The following is a 13,833-nucleotide window of genomic DNA, read 5'->3' as shown; positions in this document are numbered from 1 at the left end:
GGTGAGTTTTTGTTTTGCAACTCAAAGATAATTTGAGATACAAAATTCAACCCTCTTTTTTTGAACTTTTTTTAAACGTTTAGGACGCTATTGGTATGCAAATATAATTTACAACAAGTGTTTAAGTTTTGTAGAAGATAAAGAAGAGGCGCAAGATATGACGCACGATATATTTATAAAGTTGTTTGTAAAACTTAAAACATATCAGTCAAAATCTAAATTTTCGACGTGGCTTTTTTCTTTTACATATAATTTTTGCGTCAATCATATACAACGAAAATTGAAAGAGGAGAGAAGAAATTATTCGGTAACGGATAATTTGATTGATAATTATAATGAAGAAATAATTGATGATAAAGAGATATTTGAATTAAGAATCGAAAAACTAAACCAATCGTTGAAAGAATTAGAAGTTGAAGATAAATCAATTTTATTGATGAAATATCAAGATGAATTTTCTATAAAAGAAATTTCAGAATCTTTGGAGATTGGAGAAAGCGCAACAAAAATGAGATTAAACAGAGCCAAAAGTCGTTTACTTAAAATTTATAATGCATTGTAATATGGAGAATCCTTTTAAGACTATTATAGCCAGCGAAACACTTCCAGAAACGATGAAACAAAAAGTAATGGATGATATCGCTTTAATAAAATTATCGTTAGAAGTAGCAGATTTAGTTTCGGTAAAATATCCAAGTGCCATCGGAAATTTTTTTGGAATTGGTAAGAAATCTACCAAAGAGCAAAATAATAAAAAAGAGAAAGAAGATTAACTAAGTAAATATATACATGAATATAGGTTTAAATTTTAGTTTATTAGAAAGTTTGTATCAAGAATTAATCATCATTTTTCCTAAAATAATAGGAGGAATAGTATTTATCATTCTTTCGTACTTAATTTTAAAATTGATTGTATTCATTACAAAATATGTATTGAAGTTATCTAAAATAGAAAATTTAAAGAAAGCTTTAAACAACAGCGATGCGTTAAAAAACACATCCATGGAAATTGATCCAGCCAGAATAATTATGCAATTTGTAAAATGTTTTGTCATTTTATTAATCATTATTATCGGATCAGATATTTTTGGATTATCAGTAGTATCTATTCAAATTGGTCGAATAATCGATTATTTACCCCAATTTTTTAGCGCAGTATTGATATTTGCAGGAGGATTTTATTTGGCAAATTATATAAAAAGTATCATCAGAGGATTAATCAAATCGATTGATTTAAACGGTGCAAATATCATAGGAAGTGTAATTTTTTATATCATCTTAATTTTTACAATCATCACAGCCCTAAACCAAGCTGGCGTAAATACAGATTTGATTACAAATAATTTATCACTTATACTAGGATCCATATTTTTAACCTTGGCAATAGCTTTTGGGTTAGGTTCTAAAGATATTATTTACAGATTATTATTATCGTTTTACACCAACAGAAATTTTGAAATTGGACAACGCGTAATAATAGATGAAAATGTAGAAGGGGTGATACTTGCCATAAACAATATATGTATGACGATACAAACAAAAGACGAAAAAATTGTGTATCCGATAAAAATGATAACTAACAAAAAAATTCGAATTATAGCGGATTAACCTAAATAACTTAAACCAAAACCAATTGATTACTAACCAACCTAAATTAGTGTATTCAAAAAAAATTAAGCCGACTTTTAACCTACCAACCAAACCGTGAAAGCTTTGCTTTTACAACCAAACCAAAACCTAGATTTAATAGACGATAAACCTATAATATCACTTTCTATTATCTATTAAATCAAACTAAACCAAACCAATTGTAAAAAGTGATCGAACCAACCAAATCGATCACTTTTTTATTTTTAATTTATGTGTTATAAATCATAAATTAATTGTACATTTGCACCTCATTACATAATAATTATTAAACCAATATTGGCATGTACTTAACATCAGAAGTAAAAAGCGAATTATTCGCAAAACACGGTAAATCAGCAAAAGACACAGGGTCATCTGAAGGACAAATCGCATTATTCACATTTCGTATCAACCATTTAACTGGTCACTTAAGAAAGAATATTCACGATTATAACACAGAGAGATCTCTAGTTATGTTAGTAGGAAAGCGTAAAGCTTTATTAAACTACTTAAAGAAAACAGATATTACAAGATATCGTGCGATTATCGCTGAATTAGGATTACGTAAGTAATTAAACTTTATAATAAAAAGGGCAATTGTGTTAAAATTGCCTTTTTTTTTGTTAGAAATCGAAATAAGATACATACATTTATAAAAATCCAGTTAAAGCAAACGGCTTTAATTTTAGACGAATTAAATACTAAAAAGACGAATGATTCCACAGGCGATCACAGAAAAAATTACTCTTGCAGACGGAAGAGAAATTACAATTGAAACAGGGAAATTAGCAAAACAAGCTGACGGATCTGTGGTTGTACGCATGGGCGATACCATGTTATTAGCTACCGTTGTAGCAAATAAAAATGCTAATCCAGGTGTAGACTTTTTACCATTAACGGTAGATTATAGAGAAAAGTTTTACGCAGGTGGACGCATCCCAGGAAACTTTTTTAGAAGAGAGGCAAGACCATCAGATGATGAGATTTTAACAATGCGTTTAGTAGACCGTGTTTTACGCCCAATGTTCCCAGAAGATTTCCATGCAGAGGTTCAAGTGATGATTTCTCTTATTTCTTATGATAAAGAAGTAATGCCAGAAGCATTAGCTGGTTTAGCAGCATCTGCTGCCATTGCAATTACAGATATTCCTTTCACATTAATTTCAGAAGCTCGCGTTATTCGTTTAGATGGTGAGTTGATGGTTAATCCTTCATTAGAGCAATTAAAAAGAGCTGATATCGATATCATGGTAGGTGCGTCTAAGGACTCAGTTGTTATGGTAGAAGGAGAAATGAGCGAAATTTCTGAGCGTGAAATGTTAGACGCAATTGAATTTGCTCACGCAGAAATCAAAAAACAAATTGAAGCACAAGAACGTTTAGCTGAAAAAGTAGGAAAATCTTTCCCAAAACGTGAATATAATCACGAATCACATGACGAAGAAATTCGCGAAAAAGTGTGGGCTTTTGGATATGATAAATATTACGAAATCGCTAAATCACCTTCAGATAAAACAGTAAGAGGAGATAAATTTAACGAAGTTATCGAAGCATTTTTAGTAGAATACTCGAATGACGAAGAAGAATTAGCTCGTGTTACACCTTTTGTTAAATATTATTTCCACGATGTTCAAAAAGAAGCTGTTCGTCAGTTAATCTTGAACGAAGGAATCCGTTTAGATGGTCGTGATCCTAAAACTATTCGTCCAATTTGGACAGAAGTTGATTATTTACCTTCTACACACGGTTCTGCAGTATTTACACGTGGAGAAACACAAGCATTAGCTACAGTAACTTTAGGATCTTCTAAAGATGCAAATATGGTAGATGGTGTTGTAAATAACTTTGACGAAAAATTCTTTTTACACTATAATTTCCCTCCATTCTCAACAGGTGAAGCTCGTCCATTAAGAGGAACTTCTCGTCGCGAAGTTGGTCACGGAAACTTAGCACAACGTGCTTTAGCTCAAATATTACCAGACGATTGTCCTTACACAGTACGTATCGTTTCTGAAGTTTTAGAATCTAACGGATCTTCTTCTATGGCAACTGTTTGTGCAGGTACATTAGCTTTGATGGATGCAGGTTTACAAATTAAAAAACCAGTTTCGGGTATTGCAATGGGATTAATTACAGATACTAAATCTGGAAAATTCACTGTATTATCTGATATCTTAGGTGATGAAGATCACTTAGGAGATATGGATTTTAAAGTAACAGGTACTGCTGACGGTATCACTGCTTGTCAAATGGACATCAAAGTACAAGGTTTATCTATGGAAATCATGGAAACTGCCTTATTACAAGCAAAAGACGGTCGTTTACATATCTTAGGTAAAATTACAGATACATTGGCTGAGCCTCGTCCACAATTGAAACCAAATGCACCGAAAGTTGTTGTTATCGAAGTTCCTAAGGAATTTATTGGAGCAATTATCGGACCTGGTGGAAAAGTGATTCAAGAAATGCAAAAAGAAACTGAAACTGTAATTGCTATTACAGAAGAAGAAAACTTTGGACGTGTAGAAATCAATGGTGTGATACAAGCAAATATCGATCGTGTTATCGAAAGAATTAAGCAAATTGCATTTGTACCAGAAGTTGACGGTATTTATAACGCAGTTGTTAAATCAATCAAACCATTTGGTGCTTTCGTAGAAATTGCGAAAGGAGTTGAAGGTTTAGTGCATATTTCTGAAATTGAACATAAACGTTTAGAGAAAGTAGAAGATGCATTAAATGTTGGTGATAAAATTGACGTTAAATTCTTAGGTTACGATGATAAAAAGAAAATGAAATTATCTCGTAAAGCTTTATTGCCAAAACCAGAAAGAACAGAAAGACCAATTAAACCTGCAGAAAATAGAGAAGAAAAATCTCAAGATAATACAGAAGCTTAATTAGTTTTCAAAATATTAAATAAAAAGTCCGAGAAATTTCTCGGACTTTTTTGTTTTATGCAAAAGCATCAAATAATTCTTTTTGGCTTTGATATTGCGCAATCGGCATATCGTATAACCACGAATATTTTTCTTCTTTTCGTTCCACATAATGTACAAACGAAATATCATTTTCCACAATATGGATATTATCACTTGGTGTAACAACCAACAATTGTAAATTTAATTGCTTACACAAACGCAGTAAATAGCGTGCTTTGTCTTCATCTTGCGCTTTAAAAGCTTCGTCAATTGCAATAAAACGGAACGCATTATTCTTTTGATTATTTGTCAAATTAAATTGATAAGCAATCGCCGCACCTAAAATAGTATAGGTTAATTGCGCTTTTTCTCCACCAGAAAGTGCACCCATATGTTCGTGCGTTTTCTCTTTTTCATTGGTGTCACGACGAAATTCTTCGGCTTTGTAATTAAACCAATAACGCACATCCATCACTTTATTTCGCCAGTCTTCTTTGCTTAATTTTTTAATTAAAGGCGCAATGTTTTCATTAAAATGATCACGTTTTTCTTCAAATAACAACAACGATTCATTTCCGATAGAAATTGCACGATTCAATAAATTCTTAAACTCTAAAATTTCTTGATTGTGTAATTTAGAACCAACGAGCTGTATATAAGTCGTGTAATCTTTTGTATTGTAATCAATTTCAGAAAGAGATTCATTCAAAGAATTAATGTTTTCTAAAATATCATCCGACCAATTTTCAAAAAACATTCTAAAATCACCAATTTTATTAATAATTGTTTCTTGTAAATAAGCCTCAAATTTCGTTTCGAAACGTGGTAAATTTTCTTCGTTTAACTTTTGATAAAAATCCTGATATTCAGAAATTAATTCGATGTGAATAGAGTCGGGAAGTGCCGAAACGTCCGAACGCCAATCTTTGTATTTTGTAATAATTTCTTCTTTTGGATTTTTAAATTCATTAATTTTTAGCTTGATTTTATCCTCAGTTAAACGTTTAGAATACTCTAAACTTTTGATTTGAGTTTCTAATTCTTTCTGAAATTCAGTTTGTTTTAATTTAATCGAATAATAATCAACACTTAATAAATCAGGATGAATTATTTCAAATTGATCAATTTGAATGGTTTTATTTTGAGAAATTAAATCTTCGTTTCGTTTAATTTCGTTTTTAATTTGTTGTAATTGAGTTTCTAGCTTAAAAATTTCACGGTTTTTATCGTTTATTTCTTTTTGAGAAACATCTTTTAATTCGGCTTGAATTCGAGCTAATTCGTTTTGTAAATCTTCTGTCGAATCATTTTCTGAAGAAATAATTTCGATGAATCTTTGTTTATTTTCAAGATCTGAAACAAATGAAGAATCATCAATTAATTCAAATTTCTCAAAACTATTTTGAAGATTGAAAATCGCTTCGTTTTGTTTTTGTTGTTCAGAAATCTGGTTTTTTATTTGTCCTATTTGTTGTTCAGATTCTTCAACTTGCGTTTTCAAAAGTTTTAAATCTTCATAAAAAACTTTAATTTTCTGCGTATTTTCCCAACCTAAAATGTAATTTTCTTTCTTCGAAAATTCAACACGATTATCTTTTACTAAATTTCCGTTTTGATAAATAATCAAACCATTTTTAAGTAAACAATTTTGGTTTTCGATAATTTCTTCAACACAAATCAAATCAAATTGTTGTTCAATAATCTCTTTAATCCATTTAGAATAGATGCTTTCAGCTTTAAAATCCAATTGGTAAACCAAATGAATTGGATTTATTTCCGTTTTTAAACTGTCTAAAGAAGTAAAACCTTTATAAGTTAAAATTGAACAAATTGCGTCGTAATTATTCTCGGTTAAGTAATTTTTAACTTGTTCGGTATATTTTTCTGGAACAATAATTTGATGTGCAAATTGATGTAAAAGCTTTTCAATTGCTGGTTCAAAAGTTTCATTATTTATCTTAATTAATTCTGCTACAAACGGAATTTCATCTTTAGAAGAATGACAAAGTTGAACAATTTCATCTCGAATTGTTGCAATATTTCCAGTAATATTATTTTTATTTTGTGCTAAAAAATCAAGTGTATTTTCAATTTCTTTTTGCTTAGAAATGATTGTTTCAAGTTGATTTTTCTCGTTTCTTAATTCTTCGTTTAATTTGTCAATCTGTTGATTTATGTTCTCTTTTAAAAGGAAAGAATCACTTTTATTTTGATTAAAAAGAACTAAATCTGGATTTTCAGATAAATTAATTAAACGGCAAATTGTGTTATAATTTTCTCGTTTTTCTTGCTGATTTTGTATCGTTTTTTCAAGTTGATTGATTTCATTTTTCAGTTGTTCAACTTGATTTCCGACGTTATCCGATTTAATTTGAACAGTCAAATTTGTTTCCTGATCTTTTAATTTCGATTCCTTTTCATGCAAACGATTTAATTCTTGGTGCAATAAATCAAACTGATTTGTTGTTTTTGACAATTCATCATTTGCCAATTGCAAACCTTTTTGTGCAAACCAAAAAACAGAGGTTTCTTTAGAATGATAAAGCGTTTTGAGCTGAGTTGCGTAATCTTCAATTTTTACTGAAAAATCATGAATTGGTTCAAGGTATTTAAGTTGATCTTTTACTTTTTCAATATTGATTTTTGCTTCCATCAACGTATTGAAACTATCTTTTAGCGCAAGAAATTCTGATTCAGCATCTAATTCTTCGAGCATATTTGTACGAATAAATTCGTCTAAATCTTCTAAAACTTTCACTCCAACAACTTGATTAAACAACGAAAGTGCTTTGGTAGAACGCATTCCGAAAAGATCAGCCAAACGATCCGCATAAGCAATCGGACCGTCCATAAATTCTATTTTCTTTTTAGTTGTATTCGAATTATAGATTTTATCTAAGGTTTTTTTCCAATTTCCTTTTTGATCAAAATGCTGAAAATCTCGTTCAATATTTAAGGGAAGATGCGCAATTCCGAACGATCGTCTTAACTCGTCATTTGAATACCAACGAACTTGAAAAACAGTAATTGATTTTTCTTCTGCATTCTGAAAATTTGCTAAAATAATAGAAAAACAATTTTTATCTCGCAGCGATTTTGTCAATGTTCCCAAATCTCCATCGCGCTGAATTGTTGCATAATTTCCTAAAACATACGTTTCTTCAGTTCGATCTCCTTTTTTATCAACACCCGAAGATTGATTGTAAAAACGATCTTTTTTGGCAGGAACTAACAACGTTAAAAGTGCATCAATAAATGTGCTTTTTCCCGAAGCATTTGCTCCAGTTAACAACGAATTATTTCCTTTTGGCTCAATTTTAAAAATACGATCGTTGAAAGTTCCCCAATTGTAAACTTCCATGTATTGCAGGCGATAACCTGGTTTGTTGGTTAATGTACTAAAGAGATTCAACATAATTTTCTAATTTATTTTTAAATTCTTGCAATTGATCCAATGAAATTTTTTCTTTAATAATTCGATGAATTTGGTATGTTGTATCAAAATCATCACGAGAAATTTCGCGTAAATAACCCAATTCTACAATTCGACGAATATTGATTTCTAAATCTTTCATCAGCTTCACTTTATTGTACGTTTCGGGAAGAAAAAGTTCTATTTCGTCTTTAATTTCTTGAAAAGAAATAAATTTTTCATTCACATCAAATTGATTCGGATTTTGGTCAAATTCTTCTAAAGTTTGACGAAGAACGACAATAATAATTGAAGCCTCGAAACCAATTTTTCGTTTAGAAATAATTCCTAATGTATTGCCTTCGCTGTCTTCTAATTCTTTTAAATAGGCAAAACCATCCTCTTTTTTTACGACCAATTCTAAACCAATAACGGTTAAATAATCTTGGATTTCTACTTGATAATTAAGTACATCATTCCAAAGTGACATTGGACTTTCGATAGGTTGTCGCAATAATTTTACAACTGCTTTTGAATATGGTTTTATATGTTGTTCTAAATTTTTCATTTTTCGAATTGAATTGTTGGAATTTCAATTGTTTTTTTAAGTTTTTTGTTGAATACAACTTCTTCTTTTTTATCAGAATCTGATGTTGTGTTGTACTCGTTTGCAATAGTGATGTAAGCAAACAATTCAGGTAAACCTTTTTGTAAATCGCCTGTTTTATTAATGATTTCTGCTAAAGTAATCGCGTGATTATCTTCTAAAATAGCATTAAGTTTTTGCTTAATTATTGCTTTATCAATAGCGTATTTACTAAATATTTTTTCTAAATGTTCTGATGTTGTTAAATCTGATTCTGCTAATTTTGGAGTCGCAGAATAATTGATTTCAGGGGTTTGATCTAAAGTTAATTTTCGATCAAAAGGAAGATTAAATTGGATAAAATCGTCAACTTCTAACGAAATATCTGGCGTAGTTTTACTTTTACTAATTGCAATCAGCGATTTCTTAATATCCTGAATTGTTTTCTTTGTAGCTTTTGTGTTAGAAACTTGTGTTTCTCGAATAATTTTACTCAATTTTTCGGCCATTTTATCATTGGCTTTGTACACTTTTTGACCCGCAGAATGCAACTGTTTTTTCATTCCTTTCAAAAATAAATCATCCAGAATAATTTCTTTATGTTCTAAAGTTGCATAAAGTTCTTGCGTTAGTGTTTCCCAATCTTTTTGAAGATTCGGATTTAATAAAAAATTCCAAAAAGCATAAAAACTTTTTCCTTGCGAACTTTCTTTCAATCCATCCAAAGAATTAAAAGTAAAATCTAAAATTTCACTTTTACTCAAATTTCCTTCAGTATGTTTCTGATAAATTTCTTTCGTAATTTGCTTAAAGTTATCTTCAACTTCTTTAAAATCAGAAATCAATTCTTTTGCGGCAATTGTAATTTGATTAACGCGCGGCACAATTTCATAATCTTCGTAGACTTTCAAACTTTCGCCAAGTTTTAGATGCAAAATTTCTTGCTCTAAATCTGCTTTTCGTTGCTCTAAAATAGCCAAACGCTGCTCTTTGTTATCGTTAGAATATTCGACCAATTCTTTTAATTGTGTAACAATTGTCTTGAATTTTGATTCAGTTCCGACATATTCTGTCTTTTCTAAACTATTTAACCAATCTAAAGTTTTGTTTGTATGAGAAGAAATTTCATAGAAAATTTCACCATTTTCTGTCTGAAAATTAGTTAAAAAACCTCTGTTTGTCCAATTCTGAATGTACTTTTTTGCTTTTAATTCAAACGAATCAAATGTGTTAATTTCAGCTTCATCATCTTGCTCGATTTGACGAAATTCTAAATAATCAGCCAATCGAGAATGAATAATTTCCGACGAAAGTATGGTTTGTTTTTCAGAAAATTGTTCTGCTAAAAACAGAATAATAAGTTCACGATTTCGCAATTTTAAGATTTCTACGCTTGGAGAACGTTGTAAAATTGAATCGATTTTTGAACCGTCTAACATATAAATGATTAAAAATTAGATTGATGCGATTTTGCTGTTAAAATGCAAGTTGGAGCGCCAATTTAGGCTTTTTTAATCGGTTATTAAATGATTGTTAACGTTAAAAATTCAAAAGTTTTCGTGTTGATGTTACTGGATTTTAATTCCGAGATGTTGGACTAATCCTTCTAAATTATCTTTCGAAAAAATAGCACCTTTTAATTGATTTTCGTTTGGATTGATTCTGAAATTATAAGACGTTTTTAAATTGGCTTGCCTTAAATCTGTTTGATCAAAAATTGCATTCGAAAAATCACAATTCATAAAAAATGAAAGGCTTAAATCAGTATTAGAAAAATCAACATTGTGTAAAGTTGTATTGCTAAATTTTGTTTTTTTGAGTGGAAGTAGATAAAAAGAAGAATCGTTTAAAACACAGTTTTCAAAAGAGATATTTAGCGCAAATTGATTGCATGTTTCGAGATTAAAACCAATCATTTTGCAATCTTTAAATAAAACTTGCTGAAAGCTTGTTTCGTTGAGTTTAACCAAACTTAAATTACATTCGATAAACTCACAATCAATAAATTTTAGATTGCTTAAGTCAATTGCATTAAAATTGCAATGCGAAAATTTACAACTTTCGTAATCGCCGTATAAAGTTTGATTTTCTGTAAAATTAACTTGGTAAAATTCCTCTTCAAAATGATAATTAGATTCCATAAAAAAACGTATTCGTTCCAAATTTAGAAAGAATACGTTTTAATTTTATATTTTTTATGTTTAATCTTCTAAATCATATTCGATTTCGACTTCTTCACCAAATTGTAAGACATACCCATTGTTGTCATAAATAGCAAACTCGCGCATATCCCATTCAAACGTTTCGATTTCGTAAACAACTTCGCAATCACTTTTTACCAAATCCCATAATTCGTCTACATTATCAACCGTAAAATACAATGAACCTGTAAATTTTGGACGTTCAAAATCAGCAGACTCATTTGGATTTGCAATCAAAATTTCGACATTATCTTTTTTTAATGTTGACCAAATCAAATCTTCGTTTTGATCTTGAATTTTGAATCCTAATTTTTTGTAAAATTTAATTGTTTTTTGTAAATCTTCTGTCCAAATTATTGGGCGCAAACTTTTAAAAGCCATAGTTATTTATTTGGTGTAAAAATAGGCTAATTTTTCCAAAATTTCCACCATGTTTTTTTAATTTCGATAGAAGAATCTAGATTTTCCATTTCGTGTAATGGTTTCGGAAACGGAGGAATTTCGAAAGTTGGTTGCACTTTATTCTTTTGTTGTATAAAATCAACTTCAATCCATTTAAAAAGTTCTTGATTCGAATTTAAACAATAAAAATCTTCTGCAATATGATAGAATTTTGATTGAAGATGATTAGTTGTAAAATAAGCCTCTAAAATGGGTTCTCGTTGTGTGATTTCTTTAGATTGATACAAATAAATCAATAATTTCTGCAACATTTCTACCGTAATATTTTCGGAAAGAAGAAGATAATATGTTCTTGAATTTTTCATAAGAATCTTTACCGAATATAGTTCATCATCGTTTCTATATTCATTAAAAAATAATTGGATAAATGACTTTAATTCTTCGAGATAGATGTTTTTAGAAATAATAAAATTCTGCATAATTATATAATAAAAAAGCTCCTAAAATAGGAGCTTAAAAGTACAATTTATATTGTTTTATGGGTTGTATTTTTTGTTTAAAGCTTTTAAAATAGCCCAAGTTTCGGCATCTACAACACCATCATATTTTTCTGGACGAAAATGCATCTGAAAAGCAATAATTGCATTTTTAGTTAGCGTATCAATCATTCCATTTGCAGGAACTTCGTAACCATATTTTTTTAAATCAGTTTGAACCTGTGTTATAAAAATAGAGCTTGTCGTGTCCCAAGGATATTGTTGCATAAATACATACTTGTCTGTATCATCATACCAAGCACCAACACCATAATCGGTATATAGCTTTTTCCATGGGAAAAGTGGACCTGGATCTGGTTTACGACCTGGCGCAATATCCGCATGCCCAACCACATTGAAAGGTAAAATATTGTAACGATTTACAATATCGCGTGATAATTCGCCTACTTTTTTGATTTGATAATCTGGATAATGTTGATAATTTAAAGTACCATTATTCCCAAGATTTACAATTTCGATACCAATTGACGAAAAGTTTAAATTGTCTAAACCCTTCCATTTACTAACACCAGCATGCCAAGCACGTTTTGTTTCGTCTACCAATAAGTTAATTTGTTTATCATCATAATCATTCACAAGATAATGCGCACTAACATCTTTTTGCGTTAATACTTTTAACGATAACTCTGTATTGATTGCCGTATAGTGTAATACTAAAAATCGTACACGTTCGTCTTGCGAAATTGAGGGGTAATAATCAGTCGTTACTTTGTAATTTTCTAACTTTGCCGCACGAGTCATTTCTGGTTTATCTGTTTTAGAATTGATGATAACAGTGTCACGAATGACCTTTGTAATCGTTTTTGGTTGCACTTTTGAAGTCGCACAACTTGTCAATAAAAAAAAACAAGAAATTCCTGAAAATACTAATCCTTTAACATTCATTCTTTTAGTTCTATTTAGTCTTTAGAATCACCAAAATTAAGCCAAATATTTTAAATTTTTTTCAAAAAAGACTTGTTTTGCAATAAATCTCACTCTATATTTGCAACCGCTTTACAGAAGTAATCACGGTTACGAGAAAGTAGAGAAGGAGAGGTGCCGGAGTGGTAACGGAGCAGATTGCTAATCTGTCATCGGGTAACCGATGCCAGGGTTCGAGTCCCTGTCTCTCCGCAGTAGTTCATTAAAATATTTATTATTTACAAGACTAAATTCGGGGTGTAGCGTAGCCCGGTCATCGCGCCTGCTTTGGGAGCAGGAGGTCGCAGGTTCGAATCCTGCCACCCCGACGAATTTTAGTAGTAAAATTTTGGAATGGCCCAATAGCTCAGCTGGATAGAGCAACTGCCTTCTAAGCAGTAGGTCTCAGGTTCGAATCCTGATTGGGTCACAAAATCTTGTAATGATAAAAATACAATTCGAAAGAGTTTAGGAGAGGTGCCAGAGTGGTAATGGAGCAGATTGCTAATCTGTCATCGGGTAACCGATGCCAGGGTTCGAGTCCCTGTCTCTCCGCTTTTTTTGAATTTGAATTACCTTTCGGGGTGTAGCGTAGCCCGGTCATCGCGCCTGCTTTGGGAGCAGGAGGTCGCAGGTTCGAATCCTGCCACCCCGACGAATTTTAGTAATAAAATTTTGGAATGGCCCAATAGCTCAGCTGGATAGAGCAACTGCCTTCTAAGCAGTAGGTCTCAGGTTCGAATCCTGATTGGGTCACAAAGCCACTTAGTTTACTAGGTGGCTTTTTTCTTTATATAACTGTAAATAATATTTTTTTTAAGCGTAATTTATAATTGATTTTTTTGCATTTAAAAAATATCATCGTAATATTGCAATGTAATAATTAATGATATGGGAATTACAAAAACTGAAATGTTTACTGATAAACAAAACAAATTAGCGACGCTTTTTAAAGTTTTGGGACATCCTGCACGAATTGCTATTCTACAACATATTATCAATCAAAAAACGTGTATTTGCAATGATTTGGTAGAAGAGTTAGGTTTGGCTCAAGCAACCATTTCGCAGCATTTAAAAGAGTTAAAAAACATTGGTATTATTCAAGGAACGATAGAAGGAAAATCGGTTTGTTATTGCATTGAGGAAAAAGTTTGGCAAGAAATTCAGCAAGAATTTAATGTATTTTTTAATCAAGATGTAAAAACGAATCAATGCTGTTAAA

The 13,833-nt window shown here is 30.8% G+C and carries 13 protein-coding genes and 6 tRNA genes; 12 read left to right on the top strand and 7 right to left on the bottom strand.

The annotated features are described in order from the left end of the window. The first annotated feature begins 103 nt into the window (after positions 1-103). The 5 genes from BM072_RS13370 to BM072_RS13350 all read left to right on the top strand — a co-directional run bounded on the left by BM072_RS13370 (position 104) and on the right by BM072_RS13350 (position 4,529). Positions 104-562: a sigma-70 family RNA polymerase sigma factor gene (locus tag BM072_RS13370; RefSeq protein WP_338061015.1), complete on the top strand. Its 459-nt coding sequence runs from the start codon at positions 104-106 to the stop codon at positions 560-562. 1 nt (position 563) lies between these two features. Further along, positions 564-773, top strand: a complete 210-nt coding sequence (locus BM072_RS13365; RefSeq protein WP_092909399.1) for a hypothetical protein — start codon at positions 564-566, stop codon at positions 771-773. A gap of 16 nt (positions 774-789) precedes the next feature. Then, positions 790-1,608, top strand: a complete 819-nt coding sequence (locus BM072_RS13360) for a mechanosensitive ion channel family protein (RefSeq protein ID WP_092909395.1) — start codon at positions 790-792, stop codon at positions 1,606-1,608. 323 nt (positions 1,609-1,931) lie between these two features. Next, positions 1,932-2,201 carry a 30S ribosomal protein S15 gene (gene rpsO, locus BM072_RS13355; protein WP_092909390.1) on the top strand — a complete coding sequence of 90 codons (270 nt, stop codon included), beginning with the start codon at positions 1,932-1,934 and terminating at the stop codon, positions 2,199-2,201. 141 nt (positions 2,202-2,342) lie between these two features. Further along, positions 2,343-4,529: a polyribonucleotide nucleotidyltransferase gene (locus BM072_RS13350; RefSeq protein ID WP_092909386.1), complete on the top strand. Its 2,187-nt coding sequence runs from the start codon at positions 2,343-2,345 to the stop codon at positions 4,527-4,529. A gap of 55 nt (positions 4,530-4,584) precedes the next feature. Here the strand turns inward: BM072_RS13350 and BM072_RS13345 are convergent, their stop codons facing one another. The 7 genes from BM072_RS13345 to BM072_RS13315 form a co-directional block, all read right to left on the bottom strand. Next, positions 4,585-7,965, bottom strand: a complete 3,381-nt coding sequence (locus BM072_RS13345; protein WP_092909382.1) for an ATP-binding protein — start codon at positions 7,963-7,965, stop codon at positions 4,585-4,587. After that, positions 7,949-8,530, bottom strand: a complete 582-nt coding sequence (locus BM072_RS13340; protein ID WP_092909380.1) for a DUF4194 domain-containing protein — start codon at positions 8,528-8,530, stop codon at positions 7,949-7,951. The genes BM072_RS13345 and BM072_RS13340 overlap by 17 nt, the downstream gene beginning before the upstream one ends. Beyond that, the gene (locus tag BM072_RS13335) at positions 8,527-9,987 is read right to left on the bottom strand and encodes a DUF3375 domain-containing protein (protein WP_092909378.1); all 1,461 of its coding nucleotides are present in this window, start codon (positions 9,985-9,987) and stop codon (positions 8,527-8,529) included. Before BM072_RS13335 ends, BM072_RS13340 begins: the two co-directional genes overlap by 4 nt. Before the next feature lie 129 nt (positions 9,988-10,116). After that, positions 10,117-10,689, bottom strand: a complete 573-nt coding sequence (locus BM072_RS13330) for a pentapeptide repeat-containing protein (RefSeq protein ID WP_092909376.1) — start codon at positions 10,687-10,689, stop codon at positions 10,117-10,119. 60 nt (positions 10,690-10,749) lie between these two features. Then, entirely contained in the window at positions 10,750-11,130 is a 381-nt protein-coding gene (locus BM072_RS13325) for a VOC family protein (RefSeq protein ID WP_092909374.1), read from the bottom strand. A 26-nt stretch (positions 11,131-11,156) separates the two neighbouring features. Continuing rightward, on the bottom strand, positions 11,157-11,516 hold the full coding sequence (locus BM072_RS13320) for a hypothetical protein (protein ID WP_143080490.1): 360 nt from the start codon (positions 11,514-11,516) through the stop codon (positions 11,157-11,159). Positions 11,517-11,687: 171 nt separating this feature from the next. Beyond that, positions 11,688-12,593, bottom strand: a complete 906-nt coding sequence (locus BM072_RS13315) for an N-acetylmuramoyl-L-alanine amidase (RefSeq protein WP_092909370.1) — start codon at positions 12,591-12,593, stop codon at positions 11,688-11,690. Between the two features lie 147 nt (positions 12,594-12,740). Between BM072_RS13315 and BM072_RS13310 the strand changes: the two genes are divergently transcribed. The 7 genes from BM072_RS13310 (at position 12,741) to BM072_RS13280 (ending at position 13,832) form a co-directional block, all read left to right on the top strand. Continuing rightward, positions 12,741-12,824 (top strand) — tRNA-Ser (locus BM072_RS13310). Between the two features lie 41 nt (positions 12,825-12,865). Further along, positions 12,866-12,940: transfer RNA gene (locus tag BM072_RS13305), tRNA-Pro, on the top strand. A gap of 27 nt (positions 12,941-12,967) precedes the next feature. Beyond that, a tRNA-Arg gene (locus BM072_RS13300) sits at positions 12,968-13,041 on the top strand. 41 nt (positions 13,042-13,082) lie between these two features. Beyond that, a tRNA-Ser gene (locus BM072_RS13295) sits at positions 13,083-13,166 on the top strand. A 25-nt stretch (positions 13,167-13,191) separates the two neighbouring features. Continuing rightward, a tRNA-Pro gene (locus tag BM072_RS13290) sits at positions 13,192-13,266 on the top strand. A gap of 27 nt (positions 13,267-13,293) precedes the next feature. Continuing rightward, positions 13,294-13,367 (top strand) — tRNA-Arg (locus tag BM072_RS13285). A gap of 135 nt (positions 13,368-13,502) precedes the next feature. Continuing rightward, complete coding sequence (locus BM072_RS13280) at positions 13,503-13,832, top strand: ArsR/SmtB family transcription factor (protein ID WP_092909368.1); 330 nt, start codon at positions 13,503-13,505, stop codon at positions 13,830-13,832. The last annotated feature ends 1 nt before the right edge of the window (position 13,833 follow it).

Origin of the sequence: Algoriella xinjiangensis, from assembly GCF_900115015.1 — a bacterium.
Classification (GTDB): Bacteria; Bacteroidota; Bacteroidia; order Flavobacteriales; family Weeksellaceae; genus Empedobacter; species Empedobacter xinjiangensis.
The sequence above is the reverse complement of the archived record's forward strand: the minus strand, read 5'-3'. Positions and strand labels throughout refer to the sequence as shown.

Bases quoted from the DNA above. Each gene is read 5' to 3' on its own strand.
- BM072_RS13365 (WP_092909399.1), top strand. From the start codon at position 564: ATGGAGAATCCTTTTAAGACTATTATAGCCAGCGAAACACTTCCAGAA.
- BM072_RS13360 (WP_092909395.1), top strand. From the start codon at position 790: ATGAATATAGGTTTAAATTTTAGTTTATTAGAAAGTTTGTATCAAGAA.
- rpsO (WP_092909390.1), top strand. From the start codon at position 1,932: ATGTACTTAACATCAGAAGTAAAAAGCGAATTATTCGCAAAACACGGT.
- BM072_RS13350 (WP_092909386.1), top strand. From the start codon at position 2,343: ATGATTCCACAGGCGATCACAGAAAAAATTACTCTTGCAGACGGAAGA.
- BM072_RS13345 (WP_092909382.1), bottom strand. From the start codon at position 7,965: ATGTTGAATCTCTTTAGTACATTAACCAACAAACCAGGTTATCGCCTG.
- BM072_RS13340 (WP_092909380.1), bottom strand. From the start codon at position 8,530: ATGAAAAATTTAGAACAACATATAAAACCATATTCAAAAGCAGTTGTA.
- BM072_RS13335 (WP_092909378.1), bottom strand. From the start codon at position 9,987: ATGTTAGACGGTTCAAAAATCGATTCAATTTTACAACGTTCTCCAAGC.
- BM072_RS13330 (WP_092909376.1), bottom strand. From the start codon at position 10,689: ATGGAATCTAATTATCATTTTGAAGAGGAATTTTACCAAGTTAATTTT.
- BM072_RS13325 (WP_092909374.1), bottom strand. From the start codon at position 11,130: ATGGCTTTTAAAAGTTTGCGCCCAATAATTTGGACAGAAGATTTACAA.
- BM072_RS13320 (WP_143080490.1), bottom strand. From the start codon at position 11,516: ATGAAAAATTCAAGAACATATTATCTTCTTCTTTCCGAAAATATTACG.
- BM072_RS13315 (WP_092909370.1), bottom strand. From the start codon at position 12,593: ATGAATGTTAAAGGATTAGTATTTTCAGGAATTTCTTGTTTTTTTTTA.
- BM072_RS13280 (WP_092909368.1), top strand. From the start codon at position 13,503: ATGGGAATTACAAAAACTGAAATGTTTACTGATAAACAAAACAAATTA.